22 protein-coding genes are annotated in these 23,405 nt (G+C 64.3%); 8 read left to right on the plus strand and 14 right to left on the minus strand.

The annotated features are described in order from the left end of the window. Positions 1 to 25: 25 nt before the first annotated feature. Entirely contained in the window at positions 26 to 2,482 is a 2,457-nt protein-coding gene (locus tag B2V21_RS01620) for a TonB-dependent siderophore receptor (RefSeq protein WP_286915835.1), read from the minus strand. 183 nt (positions 2,483 to 2,665) lie between these two features. Here B2V21_RS01620 and B2V21_RS01625 point away from each other — a divergent pair, with 183 nt between their 5' ends. Next, positions 2,666 to 3,184, plus strand: a complete 519-nt coding sequence (locus B2V21_RS01625) for a sigma-70 family RNA polymerase sigma factor (RefSeq protein ID WP_049859273.1) — start codon at positions 2,666 to 2,668, stop codon at positions 3,182 to 3,184. A 48-nt stretch (positions 3,185 to 3,232) separates the two neighbouring features. Continuing rightward, positions 3,233 to 4,186, plus strand: coding sequence for a FecR family protein (locus B2V21_RS01630; protein WP_286915836.1), 954 nt, complete (start codon positions 3,233 to 3,235; stop codon positions 4,184 to 4,186). Positions 4,187 to 4,276: 90 nt separating this feature from the next. Here the strand turns inward: B2V21_RS01630 and B2V21_RS01635 are convergent, their stop codons facing one another. The 8 genes from B2V21_RS01635 to B2V21_RS01670 all read right to left on the minus strand — a co-directional run bounded on the left by B2V21_RS01635 (position 4,277) and on the right by B2V21_RS01670 (position 13,273). Then, positions 4,277 to 4,549, minus strand: coding sequence for a hypothetical protein (locus B2V21_RS01635; protein ID WP_049859274.1), 273 nt, complete (start codon positions 4,547 to 4,549; stop codon positions 4,277 to 4,279). A gap of 149 nt (positions 4,550 to 4,698) precedes the next feature. Then, positions 4,699 to 5,925, minus strand: a complete 1,227-nt coding sequence (locus B2V21_RS01640; protein WP_286915837.1) for an MFS transporter — start codon at positions 5,923 to 5,925, stop codon at positions 4,699 to 4,701. 265 nt (positions 5,926 to 6,190) lie between these two features. Continuing rightward, complete coding sequence (locus B2V21_RS01645; RefSeq protein WP_161804282.1) at positions 6,191 to 6,340, minus strand: hypothetical protein; 150 nt, start codon at positions 6,338 to 6,340, stop codon at positions 6,191 to 6,193. A 154-nt stretch (positions 6,341 to 6,494) separates the two neighbouring features. Further along, positions 6,495 to 7,784, minus strand: coding sequence for a beta-ketoacyl-ACP synthase II (gene fabF / locus B2V21_RS01650; RefSeq protein ID WP_286915838.1), 1,290 nt, complete (start codon positions 7,782 to 7,784; stop codon positions 6,495 to 6,497). After that, a complete protein-coding gene (locus tag B2V21_RS01655; RefSeq protein ID WP_286915839.1) occupies positions 7,781 to 10,882 on the minus strand; it encodes an efflux RND transporter permease subunit in 3,102 nt (1,033 codons plus the stop codon). The genes fabF and B2V21_RS01655 overlap by 4 nt, the downstream gene beginning before the upstream one ends. Further along, complete coding sequence (locus B2V21_RS01660; protein ID WP_286915840.1) at positions 10,879 to 11,985, minus strand: efflux RND transporter periplasmic adaptor subunit; 1,107 nt, start codon at positions 11,983 to 11,985, stop codon at positions 10,879 to 10,881. The genes B2V21_RS01655 and B2V21_RS01660 overlap by 4 nt, the downstream gene beginning before the upstream one ends. 71 nt (positions 11,986 to 12,056) lie before the next feature. After that, the gene (locus B2V21_RS01665; RefSeq protein WP_286915841.1) at positions 12,057 to 12,674 is read right to left on the minus strand and encodes a TetR/AcrR family transcriptional regulator; all 618 of its coding nucleotides are present in this window, start codon (positions 12,672 to 12,674) and stop codon (positions 12,057 to 12,059) included. 98 nt (positions 12,675 to 12,772) lie between these two features. Further along, complete coding sequence (locus B2V21_RS01670) at positions 12,773 to 13,273, minus strand: DUF1543 domain-containing protein (RefSeq protein WP_286915842.1); 501 nt, start codon at positions 13,271 to 13,273, stop codon at positions 12,773 to 12,775. Between the two features lie 67 nt (positions 13,274 to 13,340). Here B2V21_RS01670 and B2V21_RS01675 point away from each other — a divergent pair, with 67 nt between their 5' ends. Beyond that, entirely contained in the window at positions 13,341 to 13,766 is a 426-nt protein-coding gene (locus B2V21_RS01675; RefSeq protein ID WP_177331285.1) for a lysozyme inhibitor LprI family protein, read from the plus strand. Positions 13,767 to 13,774: 8 nt separating this feature from the next. On the opposite strand, the gene B2V21_RS01680 is transcribed toward B2V21_RS01675, so the two are convergent. Continuing rightward, on the minus strand, positions 13,775 to 14,716 hold the full coding sequence (locus tag B2V21_RS01680; RefSeq protein ID WP_286915843.1) for an alpha/beta fold hydrolase: 942 nt from the start codon (positions 14,714 to 14,716) through the stop codon (positions 13,775 to 13,777). A gap of 93 nt (positions 14,717 to 14,809) precedes the next feature. On the opposite strand from B2V21_RS01680, the gene B2V21_RS01685 reads away from it, so the two are divergent. Further along, a complete protein-coding gene (locus B2V21_RS01685; protein WP_286915844.1) occupies positions 14,810 to 15,394 on the plus strand; it encodes a CGNR zinc finger domain-containing protein in 585 nt (194 codons plus the stop codon). 7 nt (positions 15,395 to 15,401) lie between these two features. On the opposite strand, the gene B2V21_RS01690 is transcribed toward B2V21_RS01685, so the two are convergent. Both B2V21_RS01690 and B2V21_RS01695 read right to left on the minus strand, forming a co-directional pair. Next, the gene (locus B2V21_RS01690; RefSeq protein ID WP_286915845.1) at positions 15,402 to 16,805 is read right to left on the minus strand and encodes a heavy metal sensor histidine kinase; all 1,404 of its coding nucleotides are present in this window, start codon (positions 16,803 to 16,805) and stop codon (positions 15,402 to 15,404) included. Continuing rightward, entirely contained in the window at positions 16,778 to 17,473 is a 696-nt protein-coding gene (locus tag B2V21_RS01695; RefSeq protein WP_286915846.1) for a heavy metal response regulator transcription factor, read from the minus strand. The genes B2V21_RS01690 and B2V21_RS01695 overlap by 28 nt, the downstream gene beginning before the upstream one ends. Positions 17,474 to 17,697: 224 nt before the next feature. Here B2V21_RS01695 and B2V21_RS01700 point away from each other — a divergent pair, with 224 nt between their 5' ends. From B2V21_RS01700 to B2V21_RS01710, 3 genes are all read left to right on the plus strand, one after another. Continuing rightward, the gene (locus B2V21_RS01700; RefSeq protein ID WP_082223586.1) at positions 17,698 to 18,303 is read left to right on the plus strand and encodes a hypothetical protein; all 606 of its coding nucleotides are present in this window, start codon (positions 17,698 to 17,700) and stop codon (positions 18,301 to 18,303) included. 362 nt (positions 18,304 to 18,665) lie between these two features. Beyond that, positions 18,666 to 19,289, plus strand: a complete 624-nt coding sequence (locus tag B2V21_RS01705) for a cytochrome b/b6 domain-containing protein (protein WP_286915847.1) — start codon at positions 18,666 to 18,668, stop codon at positions 19,287 to 19,289. Continuing rightward, a complete protein-coding gene (locus B2V21_RS01710; protein ID WP_286915848.1) occupies positions 19,282 to 20,052 on the plus strand; it encodes a molybdopterin-dependent oxidoreductase in 771 nt (256 codons plus the stop codon). Before B2V21_RS01705 ends, B2V21_RS01710 begins: the two co-directional genes overlap by 8 nt. A gap of 6 nt (positions 20,053 to 20,058) precedes the next feature. Here B2V21_RS01710 and B2V21_RS01715 read toward each other — a convergent pair whose 3' ends face one another. Further along, complete coding sequence (locus tag B2V21_RS01715) at positions 20,059 to 20,499, minus strand: rhodanese-like domain-containing protein (RefSeq protein ID WP_286915849.1); 441 nt, start codon at positions 20,497 to 20,499, stop codon at positions 20,059 to 20,061. 98 nt (positions 20,500 to 20,597) lie between these two features. Here B2V21_RS01715 and ftrA point away from each other — a divergent pair, with 98 nt between their 5' ends. Then, the gene (ftrA, locus tag B2V21_RS01720) at positions 20,598 to 21,563 is read left to right on the plus strand and encodes a transcriptional regulator FtrA (RefSeq protein WP_286915850.1); all 966 of its coding nucleotides are present in this window, start codon (positions 20,598 to 20,600) and stop codon (positions 21,561 to 21,563) included. 147 nt (positions 21,564 to 21,710) lie between these two features. Here the strand turns inward: ftrA and B2V21_RS01725 are convergent, their stop codons facing one another. Then, positions 21,711 to 23,180, minus strand: coding sequence for an MFS transporter (locus tag B2V21_RS01725; RefSeq protein WP_286915851.1), 1,470 nt, complete (start codon positions 23,178 to 23,180; stop codon positions 21,711 to 21,713). Positions 23,181 to 23,405: the final 225 nt, after the last annotated feature.

Consider the following 23,405-nt stretch of genomic DNA (forward strand, 5'->3'; position numbering starts at 1 on the left):
TGCAATGGGTCCTGCACCGATGCGATCAGAAATCGCCTCGCAAGGTCAGCATGTAGCTGCGCGGCTCGCCGAACACGTTCGAACGGTCCACCGCCACGGCCGTGGTGTAGTAGCGCTTGTCGAAGAGGTTTTCGGCGTTGAGTTGCACCCGCCAGTGGTCGTCCAGTTTCCAGGCCACGCGGGCATCCCAGATGGCGTAGCCCTGGCTGCCGAAATCGAGCCCCGTGGTCGACGACGCCTTGTAATAGGACTGCGCCGAGACGCCACCACCGACGGTCAGCCGGTCCCAGGTGCCGGGCGGGTTGTAGCTGGTCTGCAGGCGCAGCATGTGCTTGGGCGTCTCGTAGGCAACTTCGACATCCTCGGTGTTGTTGCGCAGCAGATTGAAGGTGTAGCCGCCGAACACTTGCCAGCCCGGCAGGATCTCGCCGCTGGCCTCCAGGTCGATGCCCTTGCTGCGCTTGATGGTGCCATTGACGTAGCAGGTGCCCTCGGAGTCGTTGCTGGTGCAGTTGGTGTTGGCCAGGTCCACCAGAGCGACGTCGGTCTGCTTGATGTAGAACAACGCCATCGACAGGTTCAGGCGGTTGTCGAACAGGGCGCCTTTGATGCCGGTCTCGTAGTTGTCACCCTCGGAGGGGGAGAGCGGCGTGCCGCGGGTGTCAACGTAGTTGCCCTGAGCGTTGAAGATTTCCGCGTAGCTGGCGTACCACGACCAGTCATCGTTGATGTCGTAGATCAGCCCAGCGTAGGGCGTGACCTTGCGCGTCACCTTGGACTCGTAGGGCAGGGCGGCGCCGCGCTTGATGTCGTAGGTGTAGTCGTACCAGCTCGCGCGGCCGCCGAGCACCAGGCTCAGCGGCTCGCTCAGGCGCAGCCGGGAGTTGGCGTACAGGCCCGCACGCTCTTCGGTCATGTCGATGTCCGTGGTCCAGGCCGGCCGGGCGGGCTTGGCGATGGCATGGTGATCCACGTCGAAGATGTTCAGTGGCTGGTTGCGCAGGCTGGCGGTGGCCTGCTGGGTATTGGCTTCCTGGCGCGACCAGGTGCCGCCGACGGTGATGTCGTGGGTCAGGCCGAAGGCATCGAAGTTGCCGCTGACATGGCTGTCCAGCCCGGTGCTGGTCACTTCGTCCTGGCGGAACAGCGCCGCCTGGAACACCGAGCCGGTATTGGTCACCGGGCTTATGGCACGCCGCGCGTAGGCGATCTGCTGATCGAAGCTGCCTTGGGACACGGTCACCGAGGTGGTGCTCGACCAGCGCTCGTTGAAGCGATGTTCGATTTCGGCGAACGCCTCGCTCATCTCGCTTTCGTGGCGGTTCCAGTCCTGCACCAGGGAAGTGGAGCGGGAGATGTCCAGTGCATTGCCGTTGCTGTAGCGCGGCAAGCCGTAGATCGAATAGCCGTTGATGACGTTCTGCTGATGACGCAGGCTCAGGCTCACCGTGGTGTCGGGGTCCAGATCGGCCTCGACGATGCCGTACACCAGCGGCGTGCGCGTGTTGCGCTCGTCCAGGTATGAGCCGTTGTCTTCGTAGGCGGTGACCAGCCGTCCGCGTACGTTGCCGGCATCGTTGAGCTTGCCGCTGGCGTCCAGGTCCATGCGGTAACGGTCCCAGGATCCGGCACTGGCCTGAACCGTCAGCCGCGGTTCGGCGGTCGGGCGTTTGCGCACCAGATTCACCGCACCGCCGGGCTCGCCGGCCCCCACCAACAGACCGCTCGCGCCGCGCAGGACCTCGACGCGATCGTAGATGGCGGTGTCGGGCTTCATCCAGCCGGTGATCTGGTAACCCTGACCGGGAACGCCGTCGACCAGAAAGCTTTCCGCCAGCAGGGAGAACCCGCGAGAGGTGTACACGTGGCCGCCGAAGTTGCGGTACTGGAAGGTGATGCCCGGAGTCTGTTCGAGCACTTTGTCCAGGCTGGTGAGCTTCTTGTCGTCCATCAACTGACGGGTCACCACGCTGACGGTCTGCGGGGTTTCCTTGAGGCTCAGATTGAGCTTGGCGGCGGTACTGCTGCTGCCGGTGGTGTAGGAGCCGGTGCCATCGGTGGTGCTGCCCAGGTCGTTCATGGCATTGACGGTGGTGGCGCCCAAGGCCATGGCCGGGTCATCGCGGGCGGGCAGTTTCTGCAGCACCAGGGTGCGCTCGTCCAGCAGTTGCCACGTGAAGCCGCTGCCGCGCAGCAGGATTTCCATGGCCTGGCCTAGGGTGTACCGGCCCTTCAAGGCAGGAGCACGCAGGTTGGCCACGTCCGCCGAGTTGAAGATCAACCGCACGTTGGCCTGGTCCGCCAACCGGGTCAATGCCTGGTCCAGCGACTGCTCGACCGATCGCAGGTCCAGCGCCGTGCTGGCTTCGGCCGCTTGTGCCGAAAGTGAAAGCGTCGGCAAGCCGGTCGTCATGGCCAGCATCAGCGCCAGGGTCAGGGTGCGACCGGCGGCGGGAGCGAAGTGCGGAAAACGTGCCTGCATCTGAAACGTCCGTTATCGAATGGAGATGAAATGCCCGAGAATCAGGGTTCTCTCTCCAACGACGACCGAGCAGGGCAAACCTTGCCGTCCAGATTGAAATTATTTTCATTATCATCCGCCATTCTGATGATAAGGGTTCTCAATTGGGATAGGATGCGGCCCTCAACCGCCGGGGCCGTGCGAATGTCCGTGTCACCCAATTCCAACCCTTTGCTGATGGTCTTTCAGGAGCACTATGCCGACCTGCTGGCCTTTCTGGCGCGGCGCCTGGGGAATGTGGAGAAGGCGGCCGACGTGGCCCAGGACACCTACGTACGCCTGGCCGGGTTGGCAGACACCGCGCAGATTCTCGAACCTCGCGCGTTCGTGTTCCGCGTGGCGGGCAATCTGGCCATCGACCGTCTGCGCCAGGAGCGGCGTTATTGCGCGCTGCAGGTCGAGGAGCCGGACGAGGAGCCCTGCGATCCCATCGCCTCGCCGGAGCGCACGTTCCTGGCTGCCGAGGCCATCGAGCAACTCGACCATGCCCTGCAGCATTTGCCCAGCAACGCCCGCCTGGCGTTGCTGCTCAGCCGTCTCGAGGGCCTGACCCACGCCCAGATCGCCCTTCGCCTCGGGGTCTCGGAAAGCTCGGTGGGCAAGTACCTGGTGCTCGCCATGCGCCATTGCCGCGATTGGCTTCGTCAGTCGGAGTGCCTCTAGAATGCACGCAACCGACTTCCTTCCGGCGGCGCCTGCGAGCCCCTCACCATGACCGAACCCTTGAACCGCGTCCCTTGCGCCACTGACCTGGAAGACCAGGCCATCGAGCAGTGGGTGCACCTGACGTCCGGCCAGGCCAGTGATGCCGATCGCCACGCTTTCGCCCGCTGGCGTGGACAGAGTGCGGACCACGAGGCCGCAGCGCGGCTGGCCGAAACGATGTGGCAGGCACTGCCACAGACCCACACAGCGCAAACCTTCGTCGCCCCACCCAGGCGCGAGCGACGGCCGCTGCGCTGGGCGGCATTGGCCGCCGGGCTGGGTGCGCTGGCGTTGACCGGCTTGAGCGAACCGGCCAAGGTCTATTTCGCCGACTACGCCACGGCGGTCGGTGAACGCCGGGCGTTGACCCTGGAAGACGGCAGCCAGGTCTGGTTGAACAGCGGCTCGGCCTTGTCGGTGAATTACTCGGCAGCGCGTCGAGAGATCAGCCTGCTCAAGGGCGAGGCGTTGTTCGAAGTCAGCAAGGATGCCATGCGGCCGTTCGTGGTTCAGGCCTCGGGCGGCAGCGTGCAGGCGGTGGGCACTCGTTTCGATGTCGATCGCCAGGGTGAACAGGTGCGTGTGGGGGTAACGGAAGGAGAAGTGAGGGTCTCGTCCGGCGGCGCCGTGGTGCCGTTGAAGGCCGCTCAGCGCCTGGCCTACACCGCTGGCGCGACACCGTCGGCGACAGGCGTTCTGGACCTGGGTACGGCGTCGGCGTGGCAGCGCGGCAAGCTGATCTTCAATCGGCAGCCGCTGGCCGAGGTATTCGCTGACATCGAACGTTACCTGCCGGGCTCACTGGTCATCGCCGGTCGCTTGCCCAGCACAGCGGTGAGCGGTGTGTTCAACCTCGACGATGTTCCCGGCATGCTCGATATGCTTGCCCGCACCCAGCCGGTACGGATCTATCGAATGCCTTGGCTGACCGTGGTGGTGGTGAATCAGACGCGCGCGTGAAAGGCGTCGAAAACGGGATAGGCGGGGGAGTAGAGGCAGGGGAATACAGAGGGAACGCTAGGGCGCGGGGGCCCTAGCAGACAGCGAATGTCACTTTTTCTTCTTCGCAGGCTTTTCAGCTTTTTCCACTTTGTCGGACTTCTTGGCTTTCTCAGCCTTTTCCGGCTTGCTGTCAGCTTTCTTTGCGGTTTTCTTCGGCTCGGCGTCTTTCTTCTTGTCTTTTTTCTCCTTGTCGGAGGACTTCGAAAGCGCTGAGGCTGCGGCAGATTTCTTTTCCGGTGACGACTTTTTGTCCTTCAATTCCTTGCTGGCTTTCGAAGCGTCACTTTTGGTTTTCTTTTCGTCTTTAGCCACGTTGACCACCTCTCGGAGAGTGCCGATATTGACACAATGCCTGTGGGAATATTCACAGGCTGATCATTAGGTGAATGGGCGGAAAGGCAGTTCAAAATTTTTTTGCAATCTGCGCAGGTGCGCTGACAATCCTGCCGGGATCGTCAGCGCACGCGGGCTCAGCAGGGCTGGGCCACCGCGTTGTTGCTGACCTTGCGACCCAACACCAGCACCGTCGCAAAACCTGCACCGACCAAGGCTGTCGCCAGGCTCAGCAGCACCGAGCTGCCCAACTGGTCGACGATCTGCCCGCCGAAGAACGATCCCAGCGCAATGATCACCTGAAACAGCGCAACGAATAGCGGCATGCCGCGCTCGACGTCCTTGGGCGCGACCACGAACATCCAGATGCTGGAGCAGGCCGGGAACGCGCCGAAGGCAAAACCCCACAGAGCGATCAGCATCGCGGCACCGACAAGGCCGGTCGCGAAATGCGGGAACAGGGCCGTGCTGGTGCCGATCATCAGCGCCACCAGCAGCAAGGTGTAGCGCACGTTGCGGTTGGCGGCGAAGCCGGCGAACACGTTGCCCAGCACTCCGGCCATGCCGTAGAGCAGCAACAGCGAGCCAATGGTCGGCCCGTCGAAACCGGCACTTTGCTTGAAGAACGGGGCGACATAGGTGTACGCGGCAAAGTGCGCCAGACCGATCAGCAGCACGGCGATCAAACCCACCCGCGCCTGGGGATTGGTGAACAGGGCCGGCAGGTCGCTGACCCGAATGGCGCGGTCCGGGTGCAGCGGTGGCAGCAGGAAGATCTGCGCCAGCAGCACCGGCACACCCACCAGCGCGGTCACCAGAAAGGTCATGCGCCAGCCCATCAAGCCGCTGAGCCAGGTGCCCACGGGCACGCCCAGCACCGTGGCCAGGGTCACGCCCATCATGATGATCGACGTGGCCTTGGCCACACCGACACCCCTGGGTGCCAGGCGACCGCTCAACGCAATGGCGGTGGCCCAGAAGCCGCCGATGCTGACCCCCAGCAATACCCGGCCGAACAACAGCACATTGAAGTCATTGGCGAAGGAGACGATGCAGTTGGCGATGATCATGATCAGCGTCAGGCCGGTCAGCAAGTAGCGACGGTCCATGGCGCCGATGCCCACCGACAGCAACGGCGCGGCCAGGGCGGCCATGATGCCGGGCAGGGTGACCATCAGGCCCGCCTGGCCGGCACTGATGCCCAGGTCGCTGGCGACATCGTTGAGCACGCCCACAGGCAGGAATTCGCTGGTCACCAGGGCGAAGGCGCCCACGGCTACCGAAAGAATGGCCAGCCACTGCTGCTTGACGCTCTGCGAAGTGGGTTCGGAAAGGCCTGGGGCGGCCTGATGGGGACTTGGCATGGGAATGGATTCCAAGGAGACAGTCGCCTGCGAGCAGGCGGGGGTAACGGGGGGATTGGCGGCGAGTATAAGGCAGGGTGGCGACCATCACCGAGGCGCGAACCTTGATAGTCATCATTAGCGCGATCGATTCAGCGGGGCAGGCAGCGAGCCCTTTGGCCGCGAAGAGACCTGCCTACACGCGTTCATTTATCCAGCCGCACGATCCGTCCGAAGATCCAGCACATCATTCTCCCCACGAACCGAGCGACTGGCCCCAGCCCGGTCAGTCCCGTCCATTACGCTCCAAAGACCGATCACGCTTGCCCTGGCGATACTGCCAGTGGCTGTGCGCGATGTGTCCAGCGGTACTTACCACGATCAGCGCGACAATGACGTACAACGCGATCAATCCAGTGCTTTCGTGGGAAAACATAATGGTCAACTCCTGTCAGTTCATGATGTTTGCCCCTGGAGTCTAGGGCGGAAAAGCGGGGTCGAGGATGAACATATCTTCACTGCGGGCCGCGAAAGGTGCGCGGCCCAATGCCCGCAGGGGCTGGAGCTGAATCCATTCATCTACTTGCGGATCACCGACCCTCCCACCGCCGAAACAGCGCGCTGGCGTTCACGCCGCCGAAACCGAAGCCATTGGAAAGCGCGTGGGTGATTGCCGTCTTGCGGGCGGTCGGGCCCACCAGGTCGAGGCCTTCGGCTGCCTCATCTGGCTTTTGCAGATTCAGCGTCGGCGGCGCTATCTGGTCGCGCAAGGCCAGCACGGTGAAGATGGCCTCGATGCCGCCAGCGGCGCCGAGCAGGTGGCCGGTGGCCGATTTGGTCGAGGTGATGGCCAGTCCGTTACGGGTGCCGAAGAGGGCGCGAATGGCGGCCAGCTCACCTTTGTCGCCGACCGGGGTGGAAGTGGCGTGGGCATTGATGTGCTGGACGTCTTGCGCATCGATACCGCCCTGGCGCAAGGCCTGTTCCATGGCGCGGCGAGCACCGCTGCCGTCTTCCGGACCTGCCGTGAGGTGGTAGGCGTCGGCACTGGTGCCGTAGCCGATCAATTCCGCCAGCGGTGTCGCGCCGCGGGCCAGGGCGTGTTCAAGGGACTCGATGACCAGCAGGCCTGCACCTTCGGACATCACGAACCCGTCGCGATCCCGGTCGAAGGGGCGGCTGGCCTCTTCAGGGCGGTCGTTGAAGCCGGTGGACAGGGCACGGGCGGCAGCGAAACAGCCCAGGGTGACCCGGTCGATGGCCGCCTCGGTGCCACCGCAGATAGCGATGTCCGCTTCTCCGCTGCGGATCAGCCGCGCGGCATCGCCGATGGCCTGCACGCCCGCGGCGCAGGCGGTGACCGGCGCGCCCAGGGGGCCCTTGAAGCCGTTATGGATGGACACGTGTCCGGCGGCCATGTTGGCCAGGAACGACGGGGCGGTGAACGGCGACAATCGCCGCGGACCGCGTTCATCCGTGGTGCGCACGGCCCCTGCAAGCGCGCCGAAGCCGCCCACACCCGAGCCGATTACCGTAGCGGTGCGCTGTTGCTGAACCTCGTCGGTGGGATGCCATTGCGCCTGGGTCAGCGCTTCATGGGCGGCGACCAGTGCGAACTCGATGAAGCGATCCATTTTCTTGCGTTCCTTGGCCGGTATCAGCGCCTCCGGGTTGTAGCCGGCCACAGGGTCCGCTTCCAGCGTGGGCACCTGCCCAGCCACGGCAACGCCCGTGCCTTCACCGATGTGCGCGGGCAGCGCACCGATGCCCGACGTGCCCGCCAGCAGTCGGCGCCACACTTCGTAGACGCCGCAGCCCAGCGGGGTGACCAGACCGGTTCCGGTGACGACGATGCGTTTCTGGCCATCTCGATTGTTCATGGGTGTCTCTCCAGGTCTGTCGTTGAATGATGGGTTGCCTCGGCATCCGCACGGATGCGGAACCAGATGGAATACATCGCGGGCAGGAAGATCAGGGTCATCAGCGTACCGCCGAACGTGCCGCCGATCAGCGTGTAGGCCAAGGTGCCCCAGAACACCGAATGGGTCAGCGGGATGAACGCCAGGATCGCCGCCAGCGCCGTCAGCAGCACCGGCCGGGCGCGTTGCACGGTGGCTTCGACCACGGCATCGAAGGGCGCCAGGCCATTCTTCTCATTGAGGTGGATCTGTCCGATGAGGATCAGCGTGTTGCGCATCAGAATCCCGGACAGCGCGATCAGACCGACCAGGGCATTGATGCCGAAGGGTTGGTTGAACAGCAGCAGCGTGGGCACCACACCGATCAGGCCCAAAGGAGCAGTGAGGAAGACCATGGTCATGGCGGACATCGAGCGTGTCTGCACGATGATGATCAGCAGGGTAATGGCGATCATGATCGGGAACAGCGGCGCGAGTGCGGCGGTGGCCTTGGCCGACTCTTCGATCGACCCGGCCTGCTCGATGCGGTAGCCGTCGGGCAGCGCGGCCATGATCGGCTGCAGCGCTTTGGTCAATTGCGTGGAGACATCCGGCGGCTGCAGGTGCTCGGCGATGTCGCCGCGCACGGTCAGGGTCGGTACGCGATCGCGACGTCGCAGGATGGGGTCTTCCATGCGCACCTCGACGGACCCGATCTGCGCCAACGGTATGCGCTGGCCGTTCGCGCCGGCCAGGGTCAAGCCTTCGATCTTCGCCGGGTCGAGGCGTACCGGCCCTGCGGCGCGGGCCACCACCTGCACCGAACGGATGTCTTCGCGCACGGCAGTGACCGGCACCCCTGAAAGCAGGAACTGCAACTGTTCGGCCACGGCGGCTGAGCTCAGGCCCAGCGCCTGCAACCGGTCCTGGTTCAGGGAAAAATGCAAGGCAGGAACCCGCGGCCCCCAGTCCTGATTGACGGTGCGCATCATCGCGCTGCTCTGCATGAGCGCTTCGACCTTGCCGGCGATATCGAGCAAGACCTGCGGGTCCGGCCCCATGATGCGGTAGGCAACGGGGTAGGGTGAATAGGGCCCGAAGACCAGCTGCGTGACCCGTACCCGCGCCTCGGGCGCCAGACCCTGCGCCACCGCCTCGCGGATTCTCAGTTTCAGGGCATCCCGAGCCGCCTGGCTGTCGGCGAGCACGACGATCTTGGCGAAGGAGGGGTCGGGGAGCTCGGGCGCCATCGCCAGATAGAACCGCGGCGAACCCTGGCCGATGTAGGCAGTGACGATTTTGGCCGCGTCATCCTTGCGCAGCCAGGCTTCGATCCTGGCCGTGGCCGCACTGGTCTGCTCGATGGCCGTGCCATAGGGCATCTGCACCTCGATCAGCACTTCCGGGCGATCGGAGGTCGGGAAGAACTGCTTCTTGACCAGGCCCATGCCGACGATGGCCAGCGCGAAGGCCAGTATCACGATGCCCGCCACCGGCCATTTCCAGCGGATGATCCAGCTCAGGCAGGTGCGAAAGCGGTTGTAGTGACGGGTGTCGTAGATGGCCGCATGACCGCCTTCGACGGCCTTGATCGGCGGCAGCATCTTCACCCCCAGATACGGCGTGAACACCACCGCCACGATCCAGGAAGCGATCAGCGCGATGCCGACGATCCAGAACATGTTGCTGGTGTATTCACCGGCCGTGGACTGCGCGAAGCCGTTGGGCATGAAGCCCACGGCGGTCACCAGGGTGCCGGCGAGCATGGGTGCGGCGGTGTGGCTCCAGGCATAGGCCGACGCCTTGATGCGGTCGTAGCCTTCCTCCATTTTCACCACCATCATCTCGATGGCGATGATCGCATCGTCCACCAGCAATCCCAGGGCGAGGATCAGCGAACCCAGGGTGATGCGGTCGAAGTGCTTGCCAGTGGCTTCCATCACCACGAACACCATGGCCAAGGTCAGCGGTACCGCCGCGGCGACCACCACGCCGACGCGCCAGCCCATGCTCAGGAAGCACACCACCATCACCACCAGCAGGGCGACGAAGAACTTGATCATGAACTCGTCGACCGCCGAACCGATGTTCACCGATTGATCGGTGACCTGGGCGAAGGTCATGCCCAGCGGCATGGCCGCATTGATCCGCGCCGTCTCGGCGGCCAGCGCCTTGCCCAGATCCAGGCCGTTCCAGCCATCGCGCATGACCACGCCCAGGATCAGCGCCGGTTCGCCCTGATGGCGCACCATGAAGGTCGCTGGGTCTTCGTAGCCACGCTCCACGGTCGCCACATCCGCCAACTTGAGCGTGCGTCCGCCAGCGTTCACCGGGGTGTTGCGAATGGCGTCCAGGGTCTGGAAGGCACCGTCGAGCCGTACTACGACCTGGGGCCCTCGGGTGTCGATCGAGCCGGCCGGGGTCAGCCGGTTCTGGTCGTTCAGGCTGGCGAAGGGGTCCTGGGGTGACAGACCCAGGGTCGCCAGGCGTTCATGGGAAAAGGACACGAAGATCCGTTCGGACTGTTCGCCGATGATGTTGACCTTCTTCACCCCTGGCACATGCAGCAGCCGTTGCCGCAGGGATTCGGCTTCACGCACCAGCAGGCGTTGCGGCTCGCCGCGCGCCTTGAGGGCGAACAAGGCGAAGGTGACGTCGGCGAACTCGTCGTTGACCAGCGGCCCGACCACGCCTGCCGGCAAGGTGCTCGCCGCGTCGCCGAGCTTTTTCCGGGCCTGATAGAACTGCTGCTCGACCTGGGCCGGCGGCGTCTTGTCCTGCAGCGATAGAAGGGTGAAGGCCAGGCCCGGACGGGTATAGGTTTCGCTGCGGTCGTACCATTGCAGCTCCTGAAGACGCTTCTCCAGGGGCTCTGCGACCAGGTCCTGCATCTCCTGTGCGGTCGCACCGGGCCAGGCCGTGACCACGGTCAGCTGCTTGACGGTGAACGGCGGATCCTCGGCGCGCCCCAGTTTGAAGAACGACAGGGTGCCGGCGACGGCGACCAGAAGGATCAGGAACAGCGTGACCGACCGTTCCCGCACAGCCAGCGCCGAGAGGTTGAAGCGGCTGCCGCTCATGGCTGGTCCCCGGCCTGGGCGCGCAGATCCTGCGGCGCCACCAGCACCTCTTGCCCCTCGTGCAGCAGGTGAGGGCCCAGGGCAACCACGCGTTCGCCTGGGTGCAACCCACGCACCGTGGCCATGGCGTCGCTCAGACCAATGACCTGAACCGCCCGCCACACGACCTTGGAAGGCTCGCCTTCGACGGTCCACACACCCGTCCCAATGCCTGAGTCATGAATGGCGGCGATGGGCACGCTCAGGGCGTCGGCTACGGAAGGGTTCGATGCGATGGACAGGGTCACGGTCGAGCCCAGCGGCGCATTGGCCTGCTCGCCGCCCAACACATACCGGGCTTCGAAGGTGCGAGTCTGTGGGTCTGCAGCGTCGGCCAGCTGCCGCAGCGTGGCGGTGCCGCCATTGCCGGAGGCGCCGAACAGGGTAGCCTGTGCCGAACTGCCCAGCGCCGGCCGCAGGGTCTCGGGCAGTTGCACCACCGCTTCGCGAAGGCCTGCCTTGGCCAGCCTCACCACCGCTTGCCCGGCGTTCACCACCTGACCCGGTTCGGCCAGGGTGGCCACCACCACACCGTCGGAATCGGCGCTCAGGGTGGCATAGCTCTGCTCATTGCGGCTCACGGCGGCCTGGGCCTGAAGCGCTACCAGATCGGCGCGGGCGGTGTCGGCCAACGACTTGAAGCGGTCGTAGTTGGCGGCGGAAATGGCACCGCTGGCGACCAGTTGGCGGTTTCGTCGTTCATCGTTCGCGGTCTGCGTGGCCAGTGCCTGTGCGGCGGCGACTGCCTGCTCGCGGGCGTTGGACTGCAGCGCCAGATCAGCCGGATCGAGGCGCATCAGGCGCTGTCCGCGGCTCACCGCCTGGCCGGTATCGACGAAGCGCTCCATCACCTTGCCACTCACCCGAAAGCCCAGATCGCTTTGCACGCGCGCCGTGACCACGCCGGTGAAGGCGCGATGACCCTCTGGCGCAGGACCTGCCTCGACCACCCTGACCTTGGGCGGCTGGGTGCGCGGGTCGGCAACGCTCGGCGGACGGTCGCAGGCCGTGAGAAGCACAGGGAGCAGGCAGATACCGAGCGCGGAGGCGCGAAGCCGAGACATGGGATTCCTTACGGGCACAAACGGAAAGGAACCCGATTTTGATACGAGTGACTAATTCAGTCAATGGTCACTTATGGCGCCGACAGACTTCTCAGTATCAGCGCGGGGAGCTGCTGCGCAGCGGTGGCGGCGGTCTCCAGGTTGTATTGCAGTTGCACGGGGCTGATATAGGGAAGCATCACCAGAAACACCGCATGACTGGCTTCTTCCAGCGGCGTCTTGCTCTCGAATTCCCCGCTGTCCCGGCCCTCGCGCAGAATCTGCTCGATCAACCGGTGCAGGCGCTCGCGGTGGGCCTCCGCCGAGGGCCAGTGATCACGGGTTGCAACGGCGGCGATGTCATACAGCTTCCGATCGTGGAAGAACAGTTCAGCGCCGGCTTCCACCAAGGCCTTGAACAGACGGCTCAGCTTGTCGGACGGACCGCTGGCTTCGTCCATCGCCTGGTCGACGACGGCCATGATCATGGCCAGCCGACTGGCGCAGATACTCTCGCCGATGGCCTGTTTGGATTCGAAGAACTTGTAGATATAGGCCTTGGAAAAGCCGATGGCCTTGGCCAGGTCAGACACCGTGGTTTTTTCGTAACCGTAGTGACCGAAATGCTGCATGGCGGCCTCGACGATCTGATCGCGAACGCTGTGATCGGACGGGCCTCGTGAGGGGAACGTGGGGGGCTGACGGGTCATGGCTGCGGGTGGGCTCTTGGGCGTGGATCGACAGAGCGTGACTGTAACGGGTTATGGTCACAAGTTCATTCTCGGGTGATCCGGACCCCAGCCTCCGGTCAGCCCGCCGGCAGCACGATGTACTCATTGCGCTGCTCGACGCCCCGATGAGGCCCTTCGACCAGGTGCACGTAGTGGCCACCCACCTGCTCGATCGGTACGCAATCGTCCACATCCAGGACGGCGTCGGTGTGGGGCTGGCGCCACTGCTCCAGGTACAGCCGCCGGGCGCGGTTTCTGGCATCGCGAGCGTTTTGCGCCACCACCAGCACGTAGTGGTGCGCTTCGCCGAACGAGCGCGCCTCGTACCCGCCCAGATTGATCACATACAGGCGCGGCATGCCCGCAGCCGGTGCCAGCGGGCTGAATTCGACCTTCCATTGCTCGACGCCGTCCACAGCCATCCAGGCATCGATGTGCAAGCCTTTCTGAGTACCGAACCAGTCGGCGCGCAATTGCGGGTAGCTGGCCTCCAGGCTGTCGGCGACCGCGCAGGCGATGTCGTGCACTTCGATGCGCGCTCTGGGGTGCTTGCCGCCAAGTAAAACGATGTAAAGCATGGGTGGGATCCTTGGAGGGTGGGGGCTGGTAAGATCCAGACCTTTTCACGAATTCGAAAGGTCTTTTATGACACCCCTCTGCAAGCCTTTGCTCACTGCTGCGTTGCTGTCGCTCTGCGCAGGCCAGGCCACCCTGGCTTCGGCCGAAGGTTCCACTTCGGCGTCCGACTACAGCTCGGCGTACACCACCTGCATGGACAGCAACAGTTCCACCACCGGCATGGTCAGCTGCGCCGCCGACGAGACCAAGCGTCAGGACGCACGCTTGAATGCCAACTACCAGGCCGGCATGAAGACCCTTGAAGGCACCAAGCGCACGGCGATGCGCGATGCGCAGCGGCTGTGGATCCAGTTTCGCGACGCCGACTGCGCCGTCGAGGCGGGCCTAACGGGCGGCACGCTCGACCGGATCAACGCTCAGATGTGCCTGTTGAAGGCCACCAAGGTCCGCGCCGACACACTGGCAGTGCGCTTTCAGCCGCAGGACCTGTAGTAGCGCCGTTACTTCAGGTGCTCGTTCAGAAACTCCCGGATCACCGGGATGATCTCCCGTCCGTGGGTTTCCAGAGCGAAGTGCCCGGTGTCGTAGAACCGGATGTCCGCCTTGGGCAGGTCACGCTTCCAGGCCTCGGCGCCCGCCGGAAGGAAGAACGGATCGTGCTTGCCCCAGACTGCCAGCAGAGGCGGCTGGTACTGGCGGAAGTACGCCTGGAACTCGGGATACATCGCCACGTTGGAGGCGTAGTCCAGCACCAGATCGAGCTGGATGTCGGCATTGCCGGGGCGTGAGATCTGCAGGCCTTCCAGTGTGTAGCCGTCCGGCGAGACCACACTGGGGTCGCTGACACCTTCCAGATACTGCCATTTGATCGACGCCGGTGTCGGGAAGTCCTGCAGGGCGTCGCGGTGCGCCTGCGTAGGCTCGCGCCAGTACGTCTGAATCGGCGCCCATCCGGCGCCCAGACCTTCCTCATAGGCGTTGCCGTTCTGCGAGATGATCGCGGTCACGCGCTCCGGGTGAGCCACGGCGAGGCGCCAGCCCACCGGCGCGCCGTAGTCATGGACCATCAGCGCGTAACGCTCCAGCTTCAGCTGTTCGGTGAACTGGCCGATGGTCTGCGCCAGCTGGCTGAAGGTGTAGGCGTACTGCCCCCGGGCGGGCGCTTCGGTGAAGCCGAACGCGGGCAGGTCTGGGGCGATCACGTGGTAGCGGTCGGCCAACTGCGGGATCAGGTCGCGGAACATGAACGACGAGGCGGCGAAGCCGTGCAGCAGCAACACGGTAGGCGCGCTGGGGTTGCCCGCCTCGCGATAGAACACCTTCACGTCGCCGACCTGCTCGTGGCGGTAGTGGACGGTGTCGTCGGCTTGGGCGGCCTGGGTACCGCCGATGAGCAACGAAGCGGCAAGCGCGGCAGCGGCTGTGGATGTAGGCGTAGTCATGATGCCTCCTTGTGTAACCTGTTATGTGTGTATTTGAAGGTTACGAACTAATTTGGTAACCTGTCAAACACATTTAATGAGTTACAGGTCATCATGAGCTCGACCCGCACCGCGCCCGATACGCTTTTTGTGGCGGACAATATCGCCTTGGATTTCCTCAATACCGAGTACGGTGTCGGCGAGCACCGCCACGACTGCCTGCGCGACGATGAGGATGTGCTGACGTGGCTTGAGTCGGCAGGGCTGCTCGCCGCGCAGGATAGCCCCGAGGTTTTCGATGGGCTATTGGCTCAGGCCCACGCCCTGCGTAGCAATTCCAGGGCGGTGCTGGAGGCAGCGATGGCGGGGGTGGAAGCCGATCCCTCGATGGTCAATCAGGTATTGGAAGCAGGGCGTCCGGTTAGCTATTTGCGCTGGGAGGATGCAGCCCAGGCGTTTCGTGTCGCCACCCGGCCCAGGGATGCTGGTCCGGCAAGCCTGCTGTGGCCGGTGGCCGACGCGCTGGTCAGCCTGGTTACCGGTGACAAGTTCGAGTTCGTGCGCCAGTGCGAGGCCCATGACTGCATACTGCTGTTCCATGACCTGAGCAAATCGCATCGGCGCCGCTGGTGCAGCATGGCGACCTGCGGCAATCGCATGAAAGTGGCGGCCTTTCGCGCCCGGAAGAAACCTGAATAGGCCCGTTTCAGGCCCTGCCCAAGACTGGAAAGCTCAGGGCGAAGCGGATGCGTCCGGGCTGCGGCTGGCTGACGCTGGCTTCACCAGCGTGCAGTTGCATGATCGCCGCGACGATAGCCAGGCCCAGGCCGTTGGAGTCCGAGTTGTGCTGACGCGACGCATCGCCGCGATAGAACCGGTCGAACAGGTGGGTCAGCGTTGCCGGGTCCAGCGCAGGGCCCTGATTCTCTACGTTGATCACGCACTGTGTCGGCGTCGACGCCACGTCGATCTGCACCTCGCTGTGCGGGTCGGCATAGCGGATGGCGTTGGCCACCAGGTTGCTCAAGGCCCGACGCAGCAGCAACGGATCGGCGTTCAGGGTGGCGTCGCCTGCAATCGACAGACGAATCCTGCGCTCTTCGGCAAGCCCCTCGAAATACTCGGTCACCCGTTCCAGTTCGTCGTGCACCTGCAGCGGCTGACGCTGCACCACGGCTTGGGTGTCTTCGGCGCGTGCCAGGAACAGGATGCTTTCGACGATGCGTGAAATCCGCTCCAGCTCCTCAAGGTTCGATGCCAGCAGCGCCTGGTACTCGTCGGCGCTGCGGCCTTGGCGCAAGGCGACCTGGCAATGGCCCATCAGCGAGCCTACCGGGGTGCGGATCTCGTGGGCCAGGTCGGCGGAGAACTGGGTCAGCCGTTGGTAGCCCTCGGCCAGACGATCGAGCATGGCGTTGTAGGCGTCGCTCAGTTGCTGGAGTTCGACGGGCGTGTTGTCACTGCTCATGCGGCTGTGCAGGCGGGCAGGGGAGATGTCGGTGGCGTGCGCCGCCATCTCGCGCAACGGCCGCAAGCCGCGCCGCAGCAGGACGAAGCCGAGCAAGGCGGTGAGCAGAAAGGCCATGCCCACGGCCAGGTAGATGCGCTGGCGGAACTCGCCGAGCATGGCCATTTCCTTGACCATGATGTGCGCGGCGGTGAGCTTCACCTCGCGCCCGCCGGACGTGGTCAAGACGCTCGCGGCGCGCAGCGGTATGCCGGACGGCGCCGTACCGGTGCGCAGGTCGGACGCGGTGGGCACGGCGTCCTGGGCCACCTCGGGCAGGGGCGGCAGGGTCGCGCGCAGCGGGTTGACCTGGATCACCGGTGGCTGACCGACTTCGGCGATGACGAAAATGTCGTCTTCGCTGCCGAGCATGTTCTGGAAGATCTGCGGGCTGCTCGAGAGCTTGTCCAGGGTCAGATCGTAGTGCAGCAGTTTGCGAAAGTGATCGAGCCGCCCGAGCACGGCGTTGTCGCTGCGCGCAAGTACCGACGTCTTCATCGACTCGTACAGGTACCAGCCGGCGCCCGCCACGGTGAGCATCGCCACCAGGGAAAAGGCCAGGGTCGAGCGCAGGGTCAGGGATGCTGGGCGTCGGCGTTGCATGCGCGCACCTCGCAGACGTAGCCGATGCCGCGCACGGTGTGGATGAGCTTGACCGGGTACGGTTGGTCGATCTTGCTGCGCAGACGCTTGACCGCGACGTCGACCACATTGGTGTCGCTGTCGAAATTCATGTCCCACACCTCCGAAGCGATCTGGGTTCGCGACAGTACATCCCCTTCGCGGCGCAGCAGCAGGTGCAGCAGGGCGAACTCCTTGTTGGTCAGGGTGATCACCTCCTGCTGCCGGGTCACTCGACGGCGCAGCAGGTCCAGTTCGAGGTCAGCCAGATGGAATCGATCGGCTTCACGGGCGCTGCCGCGACGCAGGATGGTGCGGATGCGCAGCAGCAGTTCGGTGAAGGAAAAGGGTTTGACCAGGTAGTCGTCGGCGCCCAGTTCCAGACCGCGAATGCGGTCCTGCAACTGGTCGCGGGCGGTCAGGAACAGCACCGGCACGGCCTGCCGGGCGCGCAGCACTTCCATGATCTGGAAACCGTCGATGCCGGGCAGCATCACGTCGAGCACCAGCAGGTCATAGGGATTTTCCAGGGCCAGGTGCAAACCGTCGGCACCGTGCTGCGCCCAGTCGACGTTGTAGCCGGACTCGCCAAGGCCTTTTTTCAGGTACTCGCCGGTCTTGATGTCGTCTTCGATCAACAGGATGTGCATCGATCAGGCTCGCTGGGGCGTTGACGGTTCGGGGTTCAGACTGCGCGGCGAACGGGGCCCGCGCCGTGCAGTCTAAACGAGCGGCACGACGCTGTCGGTTACATTCATGTCATCGATAGCGTCGTTGCTTGAATGACAGAAATGTCATCGCCCGGTCATGCACGCGTACCGATGGAGGGCCGAGGATGCATGCACACCTATCGCAAGGAGTCGTACCGATGAAGATCAAAACTGCCCTGTCGACCACCCTCGGCACGTTGCTGCTCAGTGCCGCCGTGATGGCGTCGGCTGCGGACATGCCAGTCGTGAAACCAATGCGGGGCACGGTCGATGGCGTTGACAACAACACCTTGTCCTTCACCACCCGCAGCGGTGCGCATCAGACCATCGGCCTGACCGACAAGACCGGCATCCGCCTGGTGTCCAAGGCCAACATCGATTCGATCAAGGCCGACAGCTTCATCGGCTCGGCCGCCACGCCCCAGGCGGACGGCACCTTGAAGGCGCTGGAAGTGACGGTCTTCGAACCTAGCCTCAAGGGCAGCGGCGAAGGGCACTACGGCTGGGAAAACGCCGACGGCACTACCGGCACCATGACCAACGGTACCGTGGGCAAGCTGGCCCAGACCAACGGCCGTACCATGACCGTGAACTACAAAGGCGGCGAGAAGCAGGTGGTGGTGCCTGAAGACGTGCCGATCGCCTACGTCGAAGCGGGCAAGGCGGAGCAGTTGGTCAAGGGCGCCAAGATCGTCGTGTTCCCAGCCGATGACGGCAAGACCGCACGCGGTGTGGCCGTAGGCAAGGACGGCTTCCAGCCGCCGATGTAAGCGGCGGGACATGCTCACCTCATAGGTGCCAGGCCCCTGAGTGAGCGGGTTCCCTGTGGGGAAGATCTCTGTGAGGGGGGGCTCTGTGAGAAGGGTCTCTGTGAGGAGGATCTCTGTAAGGAGGATCTCTCTGAGGAGGACCTCTGTGGGAGCGGGCTCTGCCCGCGAAGCAGGCGCCGCGATGCTTCAGCCATACCGCGGCGCCTGCTTCGCGGGCAGAGCCCGCTCCCACAAGGGACAGTAGTACTCCCACAAGGGCAGGTTTCCCCCACAAGGGGGGGTGCTCCCACAATGGCAGGGCTCCCACATGGACAGCGCTCCCACCAGGGGCAGTGGTTTTTTAAACAGGGGAGGCCCTTTCCATGGCCGTGCAACGCATACATTCACTCACGGTACGTCTCACCCACTGGATCAATGCCTTTGGCATGACCTGCATGTTCATGAGTGGATGGGGCATCTACAACGCCTCCCCCTTGTTCGCGTTCCGCTTCCCGCCCTCGTTCACTTTGGGCGGGTGGCTGGGCGGCGCACTGGCCTGGCACTTTGCGGTGATGTGGCTGCTGGTGATCAACGGCCTCATTTATGTGCTCTACGGATTGGGCAGCCGCCACTTCAAGCGCGACCTGCTACCGGTGACCCCCAGCGCGGTCAAGCGTGATCTGCGCGACGCCCTGCGCCTGCGACTGGCCCACGAAAAGGGCGTCTACAACGCCGTGCAGCGCCTGATGTACTGGCTGGTGCTGGCGGCTGGCGTGCTGATCCTGATTTCCGGCGTCGCCATCTGGAAGCCCATTCAGTTCCAGGAACTGGTCGCTCTGCTGGGCGGCTATGACTTCGCCCGCTATGTGCACTTCGCGGCGATGTCGGCCATCGGCGCGTTCGTGATCGTGCACTTGGTCCTGGTGCTGCTGGTGCCCAAGACCCTACCACCGATGATCACCGGCGGCGTACGACCGCTGAACACCGGGAAGACTGACCATGAATGAACCCAAACCCCGACGCAGCGCTCCGATCAGACTCGAGCCTGCCCAGCGCACTCAGCTGGAAAACCTCCAGCGCCGGCACTTCTTGCGTGGCGGCCTGACCGTCGGCGCCATGGCGATGCTCAGCGGCTGCAACCTTCAGGACGGCGATCAGGTCGACAAAGTGCTGTGGGCCATGTCGCGCTGGAACGATCGCGTGCAGGCCTGGCTGTTCAGCGGCCAGCGGTTGGCACCCACCTACAGCAAGGCGCAGATGACCCAGCCGTTCCCGTTCAACGCGTTCTACGGCGAAGACGACATTCCCGATATCGACCTACCGGGCTATTCCCTCGCCGTGTCCGGCCTGGTCCGCGACAAGGCACCCTGGACCCTGGAAGGCCTGCGCAAGCTGCCTCAGCGCACCGACATCACTCGCCTGATCTGCGTCGAAGGCTGGAGCGCCATCGGCCAGTGGGGTGGGGTGCCGCTGAAAACCTTCCTGGAACACATCGGTGCCGACACCACGGCCAAGTTCGTCGGCTTCAAGTGCGCCGACCGCTACTACTCCAGCCTGGACATGCCCACCGCGCTGCACCCGCAGACGCTGCTCGCCCTGGATTACGCTGAGGTCGCTCTGCCGCCCGAATACGGCTACCCGTTGCGCGTTCGGGTGCCGACCAAACTGGGCTTCAAGAACCCCAAGCACATCGTCGAAATCTTCGTCAGCAACGACTACCCCGGCGGCTACTGGGAAGATCAGGGCTATAACTGGTTCAGCGGCATCTGAAGGCGCTCAGCAGGCGCACGACGTGACCGTTGTCGTCGCCACGGGTTGCTCATCCGCTCGGCCAAGCGGGAGACCTTCGTCGAGCCAACCGGTGATGCCGCCGATCATCTCCTTGACCAAGTAGCCCAGACCGGCCAATCGCGCCGCTGCGCGGTGTACGCCATTGCAATGCGGCCCGGCGCAATAGACGACGAACAGGCTGTTGGCCGGAAATGCGGCAAGGCGCTCGGGCGTGATCGTGCGGGTTGGCAGGTTGATCGCGCCTGGCACGTGGCCGGCGGCGAATGCAGTGGCATTGCGAACATCCACCAGGACATAGTCCACCTGGCCCGCCTGCTGGCTGTGGTAGACATCGGAGCAATCGGTTTCAAAGCGCAGCCGCTGGCTGAAGTGGGCCAGGGCTTGCTCGGCGCTGGCCGCCGGGTATTCAGTGATCAGGCTTGGCATCAGGTGGCTCCGTTCAAGGTTCGTGTGACATCACTTTAAGGGAGGGCAGAGTTTGAGCTACAGTGGCGCACTCGACATCGACCGGTAATTTTCCGCCAATGCAAGACATCCCCGGACTGGTGGCCATCCTGGCCTACGATGGTCTGTGCACCTTCGAATTCGGCATTGCCATCGAGATATTCGCCTTGCCCAGGCCGGAATTCGATTTCGCCTGGTACGCGCATCGCATCGTTGCCGTCGATCCGGGGCCGCTGCGTGCGACGGGCGGCTTTGTTGTCGGCGCCGATTCCGGGCTGGAGGTGCTGGCCCAGGCGCGTACCATCATCGTCCCCGGATGGCGCAGTCGCGATGAGCCACCGCCCGAGGCCCTGCTTGTGGAGCTGCGCAAGGCGCACGCACGGGGTGCGCGCCTGCTGTCGATCTGCTCCGGTGTCTTTGTGCTGGCCGCAGCTGGGTTGCTGGATGGCAAGCGGGCCACCACCCATTGGCGCTACAGCGACGAGTTGGCGCGGCGGTTTCCGGGCATCGCTGTCGATTCCTCGGTGCTCTATGTGGACAGCGGGCAGGTGATCACCTCGGCAGGCAGTGCGGCGGGCATCGATGCTTGCCTGCATTTGGTCGAGCGGGATTTTGGCGCTCACGTTTCCAATACCGTGGCGCGTCGGCTGATCATGGCGCCACAGCGCGGTGGTGGGCAGGCGCAGTTCATTGCCGCGCCGGTCGCCCAGGCCCCGCGGCACGACTTGGCCGTGGTCCTGGATTGGGTTCGCGAACATCTGGATAAACCGTTGACGATTCCACAGATGGCCGCCAAGGCGCTGATGAGCGAACGCACGTTTCTGCGGCGCTTCAATGACGCGACCGGCATGACGCCCAAAGCCTGGCTGCAGCACGAACGAATGGCCAGAGCCCGTTCGTTGCTCGAAACCAGTGGGCTCGACACCGAACAGATAGCTCAACGTTGTGGGTTCACCTCCGCGGAAAGTTTCCGGGTAGCGTTTCGCAGGACCGTTGGCCTGGCGCCGTCCTTCTACCGCGAGAGCTTCGGAGCACGGCATCGGTAACGCGGCGCCCCCGGACGCGGCGCTCCTGTAGCAGCGGCGCGAGCCGCCTCGGCGGTGGACGCGGTTCGCCTGGAACAACGCGGTGCACCCGGACGCGGCTTGCGCCGCTGCTACAGGGATCGCAGTGGATGGGGGCGTGCCTTGCGGTCAGGGAGTCTGGCTGTGGCTGTGCCCGTGGCGCTGCAATGTTACCCAGATGACCACGGCCAGGATGCCGATCAATGTCGCGGCGGACATGAGTACCAGACTGTGCGAGGTGCTGAACGCCGCTTGACCGGCCGCGACCAGATCAGCCGCCTGTTGACCTTCCAGGGTCTTCGCTGCACTCATGGTTTCGCCGATCGACTGCCGGGCGCTCTCGGCGATTTCCGGCGGCAAGCCATCGGGCAATCGGATCGAGCGGACGTAGCCGCTGCCCAGCACGAGGCCGAAGCCGGTGATCCCAAGGCCCGTACCCAAGTCATAGCTGGTGGCTTCCAGTGCGCCGGCCGAGCCCGCCTTGTGCGGCGGGGTGCTGCTCATGATCGCCACCGAGGACGCCGTCAGGCCGATGCTCAGGGACAGGCCGAGGACCACCAGTAGCCCGATCACCGCCCATCCGCTCTGGTGCAGGTCAGCCATGGCCAAGCCCGCCAGGCTCGCGCTGGCGGCGCCCAGTGACAGACTGCCGACCCAGCGCAGACCGATGGCGCGCAGCAGCAACCCCGCCATGGGCCCGCCGATCGCCGAGGCGATCATCAAAGGCAACAGGAACATCCCAGCCTGCAACGGCGTCTGTCCGAGGACGAATTGCAGCTCCTGCGCCAGCATCAATTCCACCCCCGCCAAGGCACCCATCACCACCAGCGCCATGACCACTCCGGCGCTGATCGCCGGCGAGCGGAACAGACTCAGATCCAGCATCGGTCGCGCGGCATGCAACTGTTTGTGCCCGAACCAGCCCAGCATGCCCAGGCCCAAAACTGCCGACACCGTGGTGAGCGACGCCGAACTGCCAGGTTTGAACCCCGACTTGAGCGCATAGACCGAGGCCATGATACCGAGCATGAGGATCAAGGCTTGGCCAATGGTCCAGTTGCCGTCGCCGGTGATCGAGGTACGGGGTACGTGCCTGAGCACCAGCGGCATCACGATCATCATCACTGGCACGTTGACCAGAAACACCGCGCCCCACCAGAAATGCTCCAGCAAAGCGCCGCCCGCCAAGGGCCCGATGGCCGCGCCTGCCGAACCGGTCGCGCCCCATATACCCAACGCCAGCGCCCGCTCGCGCTCGTCGTCGAAGGTCTGGCGGAGGATGGCCAAGGTGCAGGGAATGATCATTGCCGAGCCGAACGCCATGAACGCCCGCGCGGCAATCAAGGCTGCGACGTTGGGCGAGAAGGCGGCCAGTACCGAACCCAGGCTGAAGATGCACAGCCCGGTGATCAGCAGTTGCCGATGGCCGATCCGGTCGGCGAGGGTGCCCATGGGAATCAGCAGGCTGGCCATGAGCAGCGGATAGATGTCGATGATCCACAGCACTTCGGTGCCGGTGGCCTGCAAGGCCAAGGTCAGTGACGGGATCGCCACGTGCAGGATGGTCACGTCCAGCACCACCGGCAGAAACACCATCATGACCGCGACCAGCACCCACCAACGTTTTACAGATTCAGACGATGACACAGGACTTCCTTGTGTTAACCAATGGGCCACTGCAGCAGCCAAACGGGTGCTGATACCAGCATGTCAGCCTACGCGAAGCAAGCGGCGCGACTGGGCGCTGTGCAATGACCAAGCAGCCTGCAAGTCGGTTTACTGGCGTTTATCCAGAACGACTCGGATGGGTATGAAGCCATTTTT

It is taken from the genome of Pseudomonas sp. UBA6276 (assembly GCF_002438365.1).
Lineage (GTDB): Bacteria > Pseudomonadota > Gammaproteobacteria > Pseudomonadales > Pseudomonadaceae > Aquipseudomonas > Aquipseudomonas coleopterorum.